This window comes from Pseudomonas sp. KBW05 (assembly GCF_003852405.1).
Taxonomy (GTDB): domain Bacteria; phylum Pseudomonadota; class Gammaproteobacteria; order Pseudomonadales; family Pseudomonadaceae; genus Aquipseudomonas.
This window is the reverse complement of the sequence record NZ_QAJM01000033.1, coordinates 57792-72983: the sequence shown is the minus strand read 5'-3', so window position 1 is coordinate 72983 and position 15192 is coordinate 57792. Positions and strand designations below refer to the sequence as shown.

The following is a 15192-nucleotide window of genomic DNA, read 5'->3' as shown; positions in this document are numbered from 1 at the left end:
CCTATGTATCGAACTTCCATGGTGACCCTGCTGGCAATGCTGCTGGCAGGTTGCAGCGCCTTGTCGCCGTTTTCGTCGCTGACCAAGCTGGACCTGACACTGGCCGCCGGCGAGCGGCTCAACCCGGACCTGCATGGCCGCCCCTCGCCGGTGGTGGTGCGCCTGATTGAACTGCGGCATCCGGTGGCTTTTGAAAACAGCGACTTTTACAGCCTTTACGAGCGTGCAGAGCAGGTCCTGCCCAAGGATTGGGTGAGCGCTGAAGAGCTGGAGCTGCGCCCGGGTGAACGGCGGCTACTCAAGCTCAGCGTTGCGCCACACAGCCGCTACGTGGGGGTACTGGCGGCCTATCGAGACCTCCCGCACGTGCAATGGCGCTGGGTGTTGCCCATCACCCCGCAGCGGCGTACGCAGGCCGAGCTGGTGCTGGACGAAACAGGTATACGCCAAGTCGGCGTGGGGGAGGGTTGAGATGCTGGTTCATAAAGTTGTCTGGCAAGAAGGCATGCTCTTGCGGCCTCAGCACCTGCAACACAACGATCGCCACTACCAGCAGCAGCTCAGCTGGACCCGCCTGCTGGTCCCGGATGCCTGGGGCTTCTTGAGCCTGGCGATGGATTTGCAGTACCTGCACCTGGGCAAGATCGTGGTCAGCCAGGCCACTGGCGTGCTGCCGGATGGCAGCCTGTTCGAGCTGGGTGCCGGGGCGCCACCGCTGGTCTTGCAAGTCGCGGCCAACACCGGCCAGCAAGGGATCTACCTGGCATTGCCATTGGCCAGCGGCACACAGGTCGACACCCGGCGGCCGGAGCAGGTCGATGTGTTGGCGCGCTATGTCAGCTGTGAAGTGCAGGCGCCTGATTCCAATGCCGGCAGTGAGTCCCAGTGTCGGCTCGATTGCGCGCGCCCGGATCTGCGCCTGGTTGCCGGGGAGCAACACAGTGACCAGACGCTGGTCACGCTCCAGGTTGCCCAGGTGATGGCGTGCACCAGCGAAGGGGGCGTGACCCTGGATTCGGACTTTAGCCCGACCTTTATCTACCTCCAGCAACACGGCTACCTGGCATCGTGCCTGAGCGAAGTGATCAGCCTGCTGGCCAGCCGCGGCGAGGCGCTTGCCACGCGTATCCGTGGCAACGGTGGGGCGCCCGGGACGCAGATCGGGGATTTCCTCATGCTGCAGCTGATCAACCGCACCGAACCTGTCCTGCGCCATTACGCGTACCAGTCCAAGGTGCGTCCGGAGACCCTGTACCGCGAGCTGTTGGCGATGCTCGGCGAGTTATCGACCTTCGCCAATGACAGCAAGCGTTGCCCTCTGCAACTGCACTACCAGCACAGCGATCAGGGTGCGAGCTTTCGCGGGCTGATGGAGGCTATTCGCAGCCTGCTGTCGATGGTGCTGGAGCAGCAGGCCATCGAGTTGGCCTTGCAGGCGCGCCAGTACGGGGTGTTGGTATGCCCGGTCAGCGAGCTGAAATTGCTCGGCGTTGCGACGTTCATCCTCGCCGCGAGCGCCCAGTGCGACGGCGACACCTTGCGCACTCGCTTGCCGGCCCACCTCAAGATCGGCGCCGTGGAGCGAATCCGTGAGCTGGTCAACCTGCACTTGCCGGGTATCCGCCTCAAGCCGCTGCCGGTGGCGCCAAGGCAGATCCCGTTCCGTGCCGACAAAACCTATTTCTTGCTTGAACTCAGTGCCCGTGACACCGCGCAGCTGGAGCAATCGGGCGGCTTTGCCTTCCATGTCAGCGGCGAGTTTGCCGAGCTGCAACTGAACTTCTGGGCCATCAGGAATTGAACACCATGACCATGGATAGCGAATACCCGCCGGATGAAAAAACCATCTTGCTCGACCGCGAAGGCCACGGGCCGGCACAGCGGGCAATGACAGACCACCCATCGCCGCCGCGCTTCGAGCAGTTGGCAGACCGGATGATCTACGCCGCCCGCTTGCCCGGTGCGCATAGCTTCAACGTGGGTCTCAACACGTTGGTGGCGGCGGCCTGGGCAATATTGGCCGAGGCCGCTCAGCTCAAGGGCCACGTCGGTCGCGAGAGCCTGGGCGCGCTGAATGAGCGCCTGGTGTCGGCGATCACGCAGTTCGAGCAGCGCGCCTTGCATGAGGGGGTGGAGAGCGTCGAGGTCAACTCGGCCCGCTACGTGTTGTGTGCGGTGCTGGATGAGGCGGTGGTCACGGCGCAGTGGGACAGTCATGGCGATTGGTCGAAGATCAGCCTGTTGAGCCGCTTTCACCATGAAACCTTGGGCGGCGAAAGGTTTTTCACCTTGTTGGAACGACTGTCCCGCGACCCGATCAAGCACGTGGCGATGCTGGAGCTGATGTACCTGTGCCTGGCGATCGGCTTCGAAGGCAAATACCGCGTCGTGGAGCGCGGGGTGGTGCAGCTCGAAACCTTGCGCGACGGCCTGTATCGACAGATCCGGCATGTGCGCGGCGAGCCTGCGCCACCGGTGCCAGCACCTGCGCTGCGCAGGCGCAACCGGCGGTTACGCGGGCTTTCCACACCGTGGCTGGCGGTGGGTGTCCTGGCCAGCCTGTTGGCCATGTACACGGGGTTTGCCTGGGTCCTGGGCAACGAGCGCGTGACGGCGCTGGAATCTTTTCATCCTATGGCGCCGGCCCTGACTCGGACGCCCTTGTAACGCAGGGAGCAATGAATGAACGCATTCTTCAAGGGCGCGGGTACCGTGCTGCGTCGGGTTTGGGTATGGAGCCTGCTGCTGGTGCTGTTGAGCGCCAGCCTGGTGTGGTTTATCGGGCCTATGTTGGCGGTGGATGACTATCGCTTCTGGCAGGGCGCGACGGCGCGTTTGTTGACGATCAGCAGCGTGTTTCTGCTGTGGGGGCTGGCGATGGTCTGGCTGGGTGGGCGTCGCGTGGCGGCGTCGAACAAGCCTGAAAACCAGGCCCGTGACGCACAGAAAGGCCGACTCGAAGACGAGCGCCGACACGTGCGCGCGCGCTTCAAGGAAGCCGAGCAAGCCCTGGCGACGACACCGCGCTACGGCAACCACCGCAAGCGTTGGCGCCATGAGCTGCCGTGGTATGTGCTGATAGGCGAGGAGGGCAGCGGAAAAACCAGCCTGCTAGCGGCGAACGGGTTGCACGCGCCCCTTGATCGCAGTGATGCAACGCCAGCCGGGCGCAGCGCGTTCTGCGACTGGTATTTTGCCGATAAGGCGGTGTTGATCGACACCCCTGGTCGTTACCTGTGCCAACCGCACGGTGCACCCGACGCGGCGGGATGGGCGACGTTGCTGGGCTTGCTCAGGACGCGGCGCAGGGCCAGCCCGCTCAACGGCGTGGTGGTAACGCTGTCGGTGCAGACCTTGCTCGCCAGCAACGAACACGACCTGGACCTGCATGCTCGCCAGGTACATGCCCGTTTGCAGGAGGTCCAGCAGACGTTGCACGTGGATGTGCCCCTCTACCTGGTGTTGACCCACGCAGACCGTTTGCCGGGGTTTGCCGAGTATTTCGATACGCCCGAGGCACAAGCGGCCGTCGGTGTATTAGGCGAGCCGTTGGCTGTTGGCACCGCGGGAGCCGAGATGGCCCAGGTGCGCCAGGCATTCGAGGCGCTGCTGCAACGCTTGAGCGCTGAGTTGATCACACGTTTGCATCAGGAGCGTCACGTGGAGCGCCGTGCACGCATGCTGGACTTGCCGCCACAAGTGGCGCAGATGGGCGAGCGTTTGTGTGCGTTCATCGAGACGGCGTTCCGCGCCCATCGCGCTCCGCGCATCAACGGTTTGCGTGGCTTTTACCTGACGTGCGCGGGCGACGTACGGGCGCACGGCGTGTCGGGGTTGTTCCGCCAGGTCATCCTTGCCGAAGCCGACCTCGCCGGCCTGCATACCGAGGAGCGCCAGCGCTTGCGTTGGCGCCAGGCCGGGTTGAGCCTGGCGGCGCTGTTGCTGCTGGGGGCAGGTGCGGCCCTGTGGACACACAGTTACACGGTCAATCATCAGCGCCTTGGGCAACTGGTTGAATTGGCACGCGAGACCGTAGCCGTTGCGGCAGAGACCGATCACACCCTGGTTGTCCTGGCGCAGTTGGACCAACGCTTTGCTGCCACCCAGGTGTTTCCGGCCAAGGGCGATGCCCGGCTGCTGGAGCGCGCGGGGCTGTACCAGGGCGACCTGAGTGCGCCGGTGTTGGCGAGTGCCTACGAGCACACCTTGCACCAGCAGTTGCTGCCGGCTGTCGTCGCGCTGTTGGAAGAACAGGTGCAGGGCAGCCTGGCAGACCGCGAGCGGTTGCTGGACCCCCTGCGTGCGTACCTGATGCTGACGCTGCGCGAACGGCGAGAGAACCGCTGGCTGGCCGAGCGTGTCGCGCAAGCCTGGTCCACACGTTATGCCGGTGCGGCCGCGGTGCAGGAGCGCCTGAATGCCCACGTGGCGCGGTTACTGGCATTGCCGTTTGCAGCGCCGCTCAATGATGCACTGGTGGCCCAGGCACGCCAGGTGTTGCGCGGTGAGTCGTTGGCCGACGTGGTCTACCGGGTACTGCGTGAACAGGCGCGTGATCTGGAACCCTTGCGCCTGGCCGATGGCGTGGCGTTTGCCGGGATCGATCCGCCCATTCCCGGCTTTTACACCAAGCGCTTCTTGCAGTATTTCGATGCACAGGGGCCTCGGTTGGTGAACACCATTGCGCAGGACAACTGGGTGCTTGGCGAGAGCGCCGACCTGAGCGTGCTGGAGTTGCGTCGATTGATTCTGGCGTTGGAGCAGCGTTATTTCAGCGAGTACGCCGATGTCTGGAGCGACGCCCTGGGTCGGGTTCGACGGGGGGCGAGCGAAGACTTGAAGCAGGACGCTGCGCGGCTGGCGAGTGTGACGTCGGCCCGCTCGCCCCTGGTGCTGCTGTTGCAGCAGGTGCGGGAAAATACCCTGTTGGCAGGCCCATTGCCGATGGCCGAAGATTCTCCCCGGCGCACGTTGCAACGGCGTTTTGAGCCGCTTCACCAATTATTGGACGAGCAGCAGAACCCCGGCGCCGATCTGACCCGGGCATTGGGCTTGCTTGATGAACTGCACCTGCAACTGCTTGCCTTGAACCGCGACGTATCGCCAGGGCAGGGTGCGTTCCTGCGGGTCAAGCGGCGCATGGAAGGGCAGCCGGACGTGTTGGGCACTCTGCGCGATGTCGCCGCGCGCTTACCGCTGCCGCTGTCGGGCCTGATTGAGGGCATGGCCGACGACAGCTGGCAGCATTTGCTGGAGGACGCCTACGTACACGTCAATCAGCGCTATCAAAGCGAGGTCTACGGGGTTTACGCCCAGGCGATCCGTCAGCGTTACCCGTTCAATGCCCACGCCGCCAGCGACGTGGCCCTCAGTGATTTCCAGGCGTTTTTCAAGCCGCAAGGCGTGATGGCACGCTTTTACGACAGTTATCTGCGGCCTTTCGTCAGCGCCGAAGGCGGGCGTTATCGTCTGCGTAGCCTGGATGGACGCAGCCTGCCGATGACACGCGGGATGCTCGATCACCTGAGCAAGGCCCAGCTTATCCGCCGCAGCTTCTTCACCGACGGCGGGGGCGACCTGCAGGTGCGGTTTACCTTGGCGCCCTACAGCCTGGATCAGGCGGTCAGTCGCGCCGTATTGCGCATCGGTGAACGCCAGTTGGAATACCGCCACGGGCCCATCGTGCCGATGGTGTTCCAGTGGCCTGACGAGGCCGAAAACGGTCGCAGTAGCCTGGTGCTGGAGCGGGGCGCAGAGCGGCCATTGGGCCTGGAAAAAAACACCGGTGCCTGGTCGTGGTTTCGCCTGGTTGATCTGTTGCAGAGCGAACCGGCCAGTGGTCGCGATGGGCACTTGCTCAAGGCCGACCTGGCCGGTTTGCGCGCCAACTTCCTGTTGACCAGCCAACGCGCGCCCAGCCCGTTCCCGTTGGGGGATTGGCGCACGTTCCGTTTGCCGGAGCAGTTATGAACCCCGTGCCCTGGCGCAGTGCCGCACGCACCCAGCGTGGCAAGCTCCGCGCGCGCAATGAAGATGCCTTCCTGGACCGCCCGCAGAGTGGCTGCTGGGCGGTGGCGGACGGAATGGGCGGGCATCGCGCGGGCGATGTTGCCAGCCAAGCGGTGATTGCCAACCTGGCCGCGTTGCACGCGCAAGGCACGCTGGACCAGCGGGTCGAGGCGCTGCGCGGGTGCTTGCAACGGCTCGATCGGCGCCTGGGTCTTGAAGGCCTGCACGGCACGATCGGCAGTACGGTGGTGGCGCTGCTGTTGGAGGGGCATCGCGCCGCCTGCGTGTGGGCAGGAGACAGCCGTTGTTACCTGTGGCGGGCGCAATGTCTGTATCAGCTGTCGCGAGATCATTCGATGTTTGAGCGACTGATGGCCGAGCAGCAGTTGAGCCGCGCGCAGGCACAGGCCCACCCGGACGCCCGGGCGCTGACCCGTGCGGTCGGTGGCCGTGAGCCGTTGAGCCTGGAGGTGCTCGAACTCGACACACGCCCCGGCGATGTATTCCTGTTGTGCAGCGACGGCCTGTACCAGGCGCTCAGCCACCGGGAATTGGGCGGTGCCCTGAGTCAGGGCACGGCGCAGCAGATGGTGGAGCGTTTGTTTGCCCTGGTGTTACGCGGGCCCGCACGGGATGACCTGACGGCGGTGGTGGTGCTGCCATGACGGAGGCGAAGATCGCCCTCGACCTGCTTGCCGGGCGTTATCACCTTGAGCGGGTGCTCGGCACGGGCGGGATGGGCGTGGTGTATCGCGCCCGCGACTTGCTGCACGAGCAATTTGGCGAGCCCTGCTCGCGCGTGGCGTTGAAGGTGGTGGGCGATGGCCTTGCCCAGGCCAGTGATGCCCATGTGTTGTTGTACAGCGAGTTTGCCGTGACCCGCAGCCTGCGCCATGAGCGGATCGTGCGGGCGTTCAGCTTTGAGGTCGATACCGCTCGCCAGGTCGCGTTTTTCACCATGGAGTTGCTACCGGGCCTGACCTTGGACCGGCTGTTGTTGGAATGCCCTGGCGGCTTGCCCTGGCCGCAGTTGCAACCGCTGGCGGTGCAGGTGCTCGACGCGCTGGCTTACGCCCATGGGCAGGGCGTGCTGCACGGTGACTTGAAGCCGGGCAATGTGATGGTGGGCGAGGCGGGCATCCGCTTGTTCGACTTTGGTTTAGGCCTGGGTGACGGGTTACCGCAGTTGAGTCGTGACCGTTTCAACGCGTGGACACCCGCGTACGCCGCCCCGGAATTGGCCGACGGTGGCGCGCTGACCCCGGCGGCGGATCTCTACGGCGTGGCGTGCATGTTGTACGAATTGGCCGAGGGAGGCCGCCCCGCCGACTTTCAGCCCCTCAAGCCGCGCAAACTCCCCAGGCAATGCTGGCCCGCACTCAAGACCGCGTTAGCCGTGGACCCGGAGCGCCGGGCCATCAGCGTCGCCGAATTGCGTGATGCGCTGGCCCGCGACCCTTGGCGCTGGTACCTGTAGCCAGTGGCTCAGTGGCTCAGGTCATGCAACTGGCAATACTCCGCCCAACTCAGCCCGGCCATTTGCGCCACTTCTTTATGCACTTCCAGGCGCTGGCTCTCGAAGGCTTCGGCTGACTCCGCCGTCAGCTTGAGCGTCAATTCCCAGGCAAACAGGCCCAGGCGCTCCGCTTCGGCTTCGAAGGCTTCGTGCAGGCGTTCGGCGCGGTACTGCGCCAGGGTTTCACCCTTGGCCTGGGCGGCGAGGGGGTTGAGGGTGTCGAGTTGCGTGACGACCTCAGGGTGTTCGTTCAAGAAACGGTCCAGCGCGCGCTGGTGGTTATCGCCGGGTTGGGACAATGCGTCACTCCAGATAGAAAAGGCTTCAAGCGCGGCTGCGATGTCGGCGCCGGGCGTTTTTGCGCAGGCAGCGCTGGATGGCGTTGCGTATCGGCTCAAGCAAAAACAGCAGCAGGTAAGCCATCAGCACCGTGACCAGGTCCATCGAGCTGTCGCCCAACGGCCCGGTAAATTGCTCCACGGCGTCCTTGATCATCAACAACAAGGAAACACCACCTAGCCACAGCAACACATTGAGCAGCAGCGGGCGTACGCCCGTTGAGGGTTTGTCGTGCATGTTGAACCTCATCTCCCTGACGGCGGTTTCCGACGCAGATACTACGGCTTGAAGTCAGTGTAGGAATTGTGTCAGGTCATAAAATCCACTTAATCGTACTGCTCAGGTTTACCGGGTTGTCTTCAAGTACTGCGCCAAGGCTGCGTAGGCGGGCAACGTCACCCCATCATTGGCGGCATTGCCTGCGATGGGGTGGGAGGCGAAACGCACAATCACCATTTCGGCCTTGGGATCGATGTAGATGCTCTGGCCGTGCACGCCACGGGCCATGAAGGCGCCGTCCGGGTTATGGGTGACCCACCACATGGAGCGATAACTCCAACCCTGCAACTGACTATAGCCGGCCTTGGCAAATGCGCGTTTATCACCGCCTTGGCGGATATCGCTGACCACGGCTTCGGGAACAATTTGCTGGCCGTTGAAGCGGCCGTTGTTGCGTAGCATCTCGCCAAACCGGCCGAGGTCGCGCAGCCCGGCGTTGAAGCCGCCACCGGCGAACGGTGTGCCGATGGAATCCACGCTGAAATACGCGTCCTGCTCGCTGCCCAACCGGCTCCAGATGCGCTCGCTGAGCAGTTGCGCGACATTGCGCCCGGTGGCGCGGGCAATCACCCAACCGAGCACGTCGGTGTTGACGGTCTTGTAGCCAAACGCCTGGCCGTGCTCACCCTGTTGGCGCACGGTCTGCAAAAACTCGAAATAGCTGCGCGGGCCGTTGTAATCCTTGGGCTTGGGCAGTGGGTTGCCAGCCTGGGCGTGGGCCCAGACTTCGGCGTTGGGGTCGGCGTAGTCTTCGCTGAAGTCCAGCGCGGTGGTCATGTCCAGCACTTGGCGCAGGGTTGCGCTGCCAAAGGCGGAGTGGGCCAGTTCCGGCACGTACTCGACGATCTTCTTGTTGGCATCGAGGGTACCGTCTGCCACCAGCATGGCCCCGAGGGTGCCGACCACCGACTTGGTGACCGACATCGCTGCATGTTGGCCGTCGTCCTTGAGCACACCGAAATAGCGCTCATACACCACCGTGCCACGGTGCAGCACGAGGATGCCGTCGGTGTAGGTGGCGTTCAGGGTCTGGCGCCAGCTCAGGGCCTGGCTGGCGCCGCTCGGCACCACAGGCAGGCTGTCGATCCGGGCATCCAGTTGGCGTGCCAGGGGCGACGGCGCGCCGAGCCCGCGGGAGACGTTGACGGTGGGCATCAACTGGCGAAAGTTCGACACGCTCCAGCGCATCGCCGGGAAGCGGAAGTAGCTGCCATCTTCAAAACGCAGGGTACGGTCGGCGGGTGGCGGCGCGCCGACCATCCACTTTAGCAGGGCCGGGTCGCTGGCCTGGGCGTCGGGGAAGGTGGTGTCGGCGGCGTGGGTCAACACGCTGGCAGCGCTGAGGAACACGCCGGTCATAACGGGAAGGAATCGCAGCATCAGCAGGCGCCTTGATGTCGGGGAGACGACGGGAGCAAGGCTCGGGGCTCGACTCCATTCGAGGGAAACGTTACCGGTTGTGGCAACAGCTATCCGGCAGGATGGGCCAAACGGGGGCCTTCGACAACCGCCATGGCTCCAAATGAGTAGGGAATAATTTGCCCGGGCACGGCAAAAGCCTTTCACTCCCGGCATCAGGACGTGTAGCGTTAGTCGGTATTTTCGCCCCGCGATGGACAGAGGGATCGGTCATGGCGCAAACGCTGTTCAAGCTGTTTTTTACCCAGCGTCTGGCTGCCTTGGCCAGTACCGAGTCGTTGCGTGCGATTCGTGAAGGGCTGTTGTGGATCCTGCCGTGCCTGTTGGTGTCAGCGGGGTTTCTGATCTTGTCCGAATGCGCCCGGGTGCTGGGGTTCGATCCGCAGGTGGTGGGCTTCCTGGCCGGGTTGCACAACCAGATCAGTTCGGTGATCCCGCTGCTGGTGGCGGCGTCGATTGGCTACATGCTGGCGATCCAGTACCGCTTGCCCCAGCTGCCCGTGGCGTTCCTGTGCCTGGCCCATGTGGTGGTGGCCACGTTTATCCTGCGTGAGTACCCGCGCGCCTCGGCCACGTTTGTGCTGTTTATCGCCATTGCCTCGCCGCTGCTCAATGTGCCGGCGATTGCCTGGTTGCACCGTTATCGCTGGACGCGGCTGGTCAACGAGGACCTGGTGGGGCACAACCTGCGCGGCACCATCAATATGGTGCTGCCCGGTGCTATGACGGCGCTGGCCCTGGTGGTGGTGTTGTCGCTGCTGTTGCAGATTCCCTATGTGGCGCAGTTGCAAGGGCCGCAGGTGCTCGAAGCCCTGGATTCACCCTACGGCAGCGGCCTGTTTGTGACGTTGATGAATTCGCTGCTGTGGTTTTTCGGCATCCATGGCGTGTACGCCATGCAGCCGCTGTTTGATGTGCTTGACCACGCGGTGGTGCTCAACGCGGCGGCATTGGCGGCCGGTGAGCCGATCCGGTATGCGCTCAACAGCGGTCTGCTGGGCAGTTTTGCGTTTATCGGCGGCTCCGGCGGCGCCCTGTGTTTGCTGGTGGCGATCCTGCTGTTCTCGAAGAGCCAGTCCATGCGTTTGCTGGCGATTGCCAGTGTGCCGCTGTCGTTGTTCAACGTCAGCGAAGTGCTGTTGTTCGGCTTGCCCATCATCCTCAACCCGCGCTTGTTCATTCCGTTTCTGCTGGTGCCGGCGTTTAACACCATGGCCGCGCTGACGGTGGTGCAACTGGGTTGGGTGTCGCCTGCCGTGGTCAGTGTGCCGTTCACCTCGCCGGTGCTGTTCAACGCCTACCTGAGTACCCATGGCGATATCGCGGCAGTGGCGTTGCAACTGGTCTTGCTGGGTGTGGGCACGTTGATCTACGCGCCTTATGTGCGGGCGATCCATCGGCAACCGGCCGAGGGCGGCACGGTGTACCTGCGCTCATTGGACATGACCTTTCGCGGCCTGGAAGAAAAGGGCCGCCTGCTGGAGGCCGACCCGGTGCTGGCGTCCCACAAGGCGATTGCGCGCCAGGCCAGCGAATTGAGCCGCATCCAGCAAATCAGCGACTATGAGTTCTACCTCGAATACCAACCCCAAGTGTCCACCCTGACCGGTCTGTGTACTGGCTGCGAAGCGTTGATGCGCGCACGTGACAGCCAGGGCACGGTGCATTCGCCCTGGGAGTTCTTGCAGTGGCTGGCACAGGCGCGGTTGATGCCGGATGTGGATGTATGGGTGGCGTCCGAGGCTGTGCGTCAGTACCAGCATTGGCAGGCGTTGGGGTTTGCGCTGCCGATGACCATCAATATCTCCAGCGCCACCTTGACCGACCCGGCCTACGGCAATCGCCTGGTGAAAATCCTCGCCCAGGCCCATGGGCAGGTGTCGGTGGAAATCACCGAAGATGCGCTGGTAAGTGATATCCAGGCCACGCGCCAGACCATCGAGAAGCTGCAGACCATCGGCGCCAAGGTGTATATCGATGACTTCGGCACCGGGTTTTCCGCCCTGAGTTACCTGCACCAGTTTCCGGTGGATTTCATCAAGATCGACCGTAGCTTTGTGGTCGCTCAGTGCGACCCCAAAGGCGCCCAGGTGCTGACGGGCATGTTGCGCTTTTGCGAGGCGCTGAACCTCGGCGTGGTGGTCGAAGGGGTGGAGACCGCCGAGCAGTTGGCCTTCTTGAATACCGGCAGCGAGCTGTTTATCCAGGGCTGGTATTTCAGCAAGGCGCTGCCGGGCGATCAGTTGCAGGGGTTTGTGCGCGAACGTGCGGCGCTGGCCGAGGCTTAGGTCGAGGGGTAGCTGCGTTCGACTTCTTCGACCAGGCTGTCGATGCGCTCCAGGCGCGCGCGGTTGTCGTGGTCCCAGGGGTGAAAGCCTGGCCGGAAGTAATCCAGCCAGGGCCGAAACATCCGTGGGAACACACCCCGTGGGCCATACAGAAACTTGAGCATGCGCCAGAAACCCTTCAGGTGCCCACCGGCCTTGCGGTCGGCAATCAGCAGGCGCAGGTGGAAATCCAACACCACCAGCCAGAAGAACACCGTGGTGGTGAGCATGGTCCCGGTGCGCAGCAGGTAGCGCTTGGGCCCGGGCTTGATCACGCGGTTCCACACGTCGAAGGCCACGGCCTTGTGCTCGGTTTCTTCAAGGGCGTGCCAGTACCACATCTGCTGGTAACCCTTGAGTGAGTCGCCAAAGCGCGACGGGTCGCTGAGCAGGATCTCCGCGAGCATGGCGGTGTAGTGCTCAAGGGCTATGGTGATGGCCAGGTTGAACGACGGCGGGAAGTGTTTTTTCTGCCAATCGAGAATGAACTTCAGGCGCCGGTCGAGAGTGTGTGCCGGCAGGCCGGCGGCTTGCAGCAAGTCGTTGTAGGCCACGTGTTCGCGGCTGTGCATGGCTTCCTGGCCGATAAACCCCTGGACCTGTTTTTTCAGCTCGGGATCAATGATTTTCGCGCGGTAGTGACGCACGCTGTCCATGAAAAACAGTTCGCCCTGGGGAAACAGCAGCGACAGGGCATTGAAAAAATGCGTGATGAACGGGCCCTGTTCATGCCAGTCCTTGATACGTTCGGCAGGCAAGGCGAAGTGGAGATCGCGACGGATCGGCAACATGGCAGGTGCTCCTGTTCAGAGACGGGACTCGTCGTTGGTTTCCAAGACCTGGGTGCGCGGTTTTGGCGCCATGCGTTTGCTGGCCAGTACCACCAGCGCTTGATAGGCCGCCGGCAGGCAGCGGGCGAGCAGGTCGAGAAAGTAGGCGTCACGGCCGATCAGCACGCGCCGCTTGTTGTGGCGCACGCCTTGCAGGATCACTTTGGCGGCCTTGTCGGCGTCGGTGATAAACAGCTTTTCGAAATCCGCGCGGGCTTGTTGTTCGCTGTGGATCAGAAAGCCGGTCATGTTCGCGTCGATGCGGCTGCTGCGGCAGATATCGGTACGAATGCCGCCCGGGTGCACGCAGGTGGCGGACACGCCGCAGCGTTGCAGGTCGAGTTCCTGGCGCAGTGATTCGGTAAACCCGCGCACCGCAAACTTGGTGGCGTTGTAGCCGCTCATGCCGGGCTGGGCAAACAGGCCGAACACGCTGGAGGTGTTGACCACATGGCCGTCGCCGCTGGCTTTCAAGTACGGCAGGAACGCCTTGGTGCCGTGGACCACACCCCAGAAATTGATGCCGACGATCCATTCCAGGTCGGCATAGTCCACGCCTTCCACGGTGCTCGACAGCGCCACCCCGGCATTGTTGAAGATCAGGTTGACCTGGCCGTGCTGCACAAAGGTCTCGCTGGCCCAGGCTTGCACGGCCTCGCGGTCGGACACGTCGAGCACCTGGGTGGTCATCGTCACCGGCGCCAGCGTGGACGCCTTGATGATCGCCACGGTCTGTAACAGCCCCGGGCCGTTCTTGTCGGCCAGCGCCAGGTGGCAACCTTCCCGCGCCAGGGCCAGGGCCAGTGCGCGGCCCATGCCGGAAGCGGCGCCGGTGATGGCCGCGACGCGACCGTTGAAGGACTTCATGACAGGCTCCTTTCGGCGGCGCTGTGGGGCACGGCGACCGGGCGGGGTGGCTGGATCGGCAGCAGTCGGGCCACGTAATCCTTGAGGGCAAAATGCCGGGTGACCTGCTTGAAGCGCCAGGTCGAACCGGGCCACAGGGTGGTGTTCTTGCCGGTGCGCGGGTCCAGGTACCAACTCTGGCAGCCGCCGGTGTTCCAGATCGTGCGCTGCAACTTGGACTGCACGTCCAGGTTGTAGGCTTCTTCCACGGCAGGCTTGACCTCCACCGTGGCGATGCGATGGCGCTGCATCTGCTGGATGGCGTCGAGGATGTAAGTGACCTGGGCCTCGATCATCAAAATCATCGAGTTATGCCCCAGGCCGGTGTTGGGCCCGACGATCAGGAACAGGTTCGGATAACCCGGCACCGTGGTGCCCTTGTAGGCATGGGCGCCGTCGTGCCAGGTGTCCATCAGGTCGATGCCATCGCGGCCGATGATGCAGTCGCGGGGCAGTGGGTCGCTGGCCTGGAAGCCGGTACCGAAGATCAGGCAATCGGCCGGGTGCTTGATGCCGTTGGCGGTGACCACACCGTCGGCTTCGATACGCAGCACGGTGTCAGTCACCACCTCGACGTTGCTGCGTGACAGCGCCGGGTAGTAATCGTTGGAGATCAACACGCGCTTGCAGCCGATGGTGTAGTCCGGCGTCAGGGTTTTGCGCAGGGAAGGGCGCGCGACCTGTTTGTGCAGGTGGCGCTGGGCGATTTTCTGCACCATTTTCATCAACCGTGGGTGCAAGGCAAACCCCACGACCCGGCCCTCCAGGGCCCAGTAGAACGCGCCACGCACCAGGCGTTGGGTGAACGGCAGGTGTTTGAACAGCCAGCGTTCGGCGGTGGAAATCGCCCGGTCGGGCTTGGGCATGATCCACGGTGGCGTGCGCTGGAACAGGTCCAGGTGCGCCACCTGCGGTGCAATCTGCGGCACGAATTGAATGGCGCTGGCGCCGGTGCCGATCACGGCCACGCGTTTGCCTTTCAATGAGTAGTTGTGGTCCCACTGCTGGGAGTGGAAGCGCTTGCCCTTGAAGCTGTCGAGCCCCGGAATCAGCGGCAACGCCGGGCGCGACAGGCCGCCCATGCCCGACACCAACACCCGCGCACTGACCTGGCGGCCGCCGTTGAAGCGCAGTTGCCAGCGTTGTTGCTGCTCATCGAATACCGCCCGCTCGAGGCCCATGCCAAAGCACAAATAGGGCGCCAGCTCGAAACGCTGTGCGCATTGCTCCAGGTAGGCGCGGATCTCCGCTTGCGGCGCGAATTGCCGCGTCCAATCCGGGTTGGGCGCAAAGGAAAACGAATACACATGGGATTGCACGTCGCAGGCGCAACCGGGGTAGTGGTTGTCGCGCCAGGTGCCGCCGAGGGTATCGGCCTGTTCGGCAATCAAGAAGTCGGTGAGCCCGGCTTCCTTGAGCTTGATGGCCATGCATAGGCCGGCAAAACCGGAACCGATGATGGCGATGTCGATGGCATCTTCGTGGGCATTCATAGGCTGTCCTTCATGGGCATCTCATGTGCTCCTGTTTTTGTTGTGTGTTTTAGATAGAACACCATTGCAAAGAA

Annotated in this window: 13 protein-coding genes; 7 read left to right on the top strand and 6 right to left on the bottom strand. The window is 63.4% G+C overall.

Translation table 11 applies throughout. The annotated features are described in order from the left end of the window. Positions 1 to 3: 3 nt before the first annotated feature. The 6 genes from tssJ to DBR46_RS25680 are packed head-to-tail and all read left to right on the top strand — an operon-like array spanning position 4 to position 7486. Positions 4 to 471, top strand: a complete 468-nt coding sequence (tssJ, locus tag DBR46_RS25705) for a type VI secretion system lipoprotein TssJ (RefSeq protein ID WP_124528537.1) — start codon at positions 4 to 6, stop codon at positions 469 to 471. Between the two features lies 1 nt (position 472). Further along, positions 473 to 1801 (top strand): type VI secretion system baseplate subunit TssK, encoded by a 1329-nt coding sequence (gene tssK / locus DBR46_RS25700; RefSeq protein ID WP_124528535.1) that lies wholly within the window; start codon positions 473 to 475, stop codon positions 1799 to 1801. 5 nt (positions 1802 to 1806) lie between these two features. Further along, positions 1807 to 2667 carry a type IVB secretion system protein IcmH/DotU gene (icmH, locus tag DBR46_RS25695; RefSeq protein ID WP_124528533.1) on the top strand — a complete coding sequence of 287 codons (861 nt, stop codon included), beginning with the start codon at positions 1807 to 1809 and terminating at the stop codon, positions 2665 to 2667. A gap of 15 nt (positions 2668 to 2682) precedes the next feature. Further along, positions 2683 to 5970, top strand: a complete 3288-nt coding sequence (locus tag DBR46_RS25690; protein ID WP_124528531.1) for an ImcF-related family protein — start codon at positions 2683 to 2685, stop codon at positions 5968 to 5970. After that, positions 5967 to 6674: a PP2C family serine/threonine-protein phosphatase gene (locus DBR46_RS25685; protein ID WP_124528529.1), complete on the top strand. Its 708-nt coding sequence runs from the start codon at positions 5967 to 5969 to the stop codon at positions 6672 to 6674. The genes DBR46_RS25690 and DBR46_RS25685 overlap by 4 nt, the downstream gene beginning before the upstream one ends. Next, positions 6671 to 7486: a serine/threonine-protein kinase gene (locus DBR46_RS25680; RefSeq protein ID WP_124528527.1), complete on the top strand. Its 816-nt coding sequence runs from the start codon at positions 6671 to 6673 to the stop codon at positions 7484 to 7486. The genes DBR46_RS25685 and DBR46_RS25680 overlap by 4 nt, the downstream gene beginning before the upstream one ends. An 8-nt stretch (positions 7487 to 7494) precedes the next feature. Here DBR46_RS25680 and DBR46_RS25675 read toward each other — a convergent pair whose 3' ends face one another. The 3 genes from DBR46_RS25675 to DBR46_RS25665 form a co-directional block, all read right to left on the bottom strand. Further along, positions 7495 to 7824 carry a DUF6388 family protein gene (locus tag DBR46_RS25675; protein ID WP_124528525.1) on the bottom strand — a complete coding sequence of 110 codons (330 nt, stop codon included), beginning with the start codon at positions 7822 to 7824 and terminating at the stop codon, positions 7495 to 7497. A 25-nt stretch (positions 7825 to 7849) separates the two neighbouring features. Then, a complete protein-coding gene (locus DBR46_RS25670; protein WP_124528523.1) occupies positions 7850 to 8101 on the bottom strand; it encodes a hypothetical protein in 252 nt (83 codons plus the stop codon). A gap of 108 nt (positions 8102 to 8209) precedes the next feature. Further along, on the bottom strand, positions 8210 to 9523 hold the full coding sequence (locus tag DBR46_RS25665; RefSeq protein ID WP_124528521.1) for a serine hydrolase: 1314 nt from the start codon (positions 9521 to 9523) through the stop codon (positions 8210 to 8212). A gap of 251 nt (positions 9524 to 9774) precedes the next feature. Between DBR46_RS25665 and DBR46_RS25660 the strand changes: the two genes are divergently transcribed. Then, positions 9775 to 11850 (top strand): EAL domain-containing protein, encoded by a 2076-nt coding sequence (locus tag DBR46_RS25660; protein WP_124528519.1) that lies wholly within the window; start codon positions 9775 to 9777, stop codon positions 11848 to 11850. Here the strand turns inward: DBR46_RS25660 and DBR46_RS25655 are convergent. The 3 genes from DBR46_RS25655 to DBR46_RS25645 are packed head-to-tail and all read right to left on the bottom strand — an operon-like array spanning position 11847 to position 15118. Next, positions 11847 to 12680, bottom strand: coding sequence for a metal-dependent hydrolase (locus DBR46_RS25655; RefSeq protein ID WP_124528517.1), 834 nt, complete (start codon positions 12678 to 12680; stop codon positions 11847 to 11849). The two genes, DBR46_RS25660 and DBR46_RS25655, sit on opposite strands and share 4 nt — an antisense overlap. Positions 12681 to 12695: 15 nt before the next feature. Next, entirely contained in the window at positions 12696 to 13586 is an 891-nt protein-coding gene (locus DBR46_RS25650; protein WP_124528515.1) for an SDR family oxidoreductase, read from the bottom strand. Next, positions 13583 to 15118, bottom strand: coding sequence for an NAD(P)/FAD-dependent oxidoreductase (locus DBR46_RS25645; RefSeq protein ID WP_124528513.1), 1536 nt, complete (start codon positions 15116 to 15118; stop codon positions 13583 to 13585). The genes DBR46_RS25650 and DBR46_RS25645 overlap by 4 nt, the downstream gene beginning before the upstream one ends. Positions 15119 to 15192: the final 74 nt, after the last annotated feature.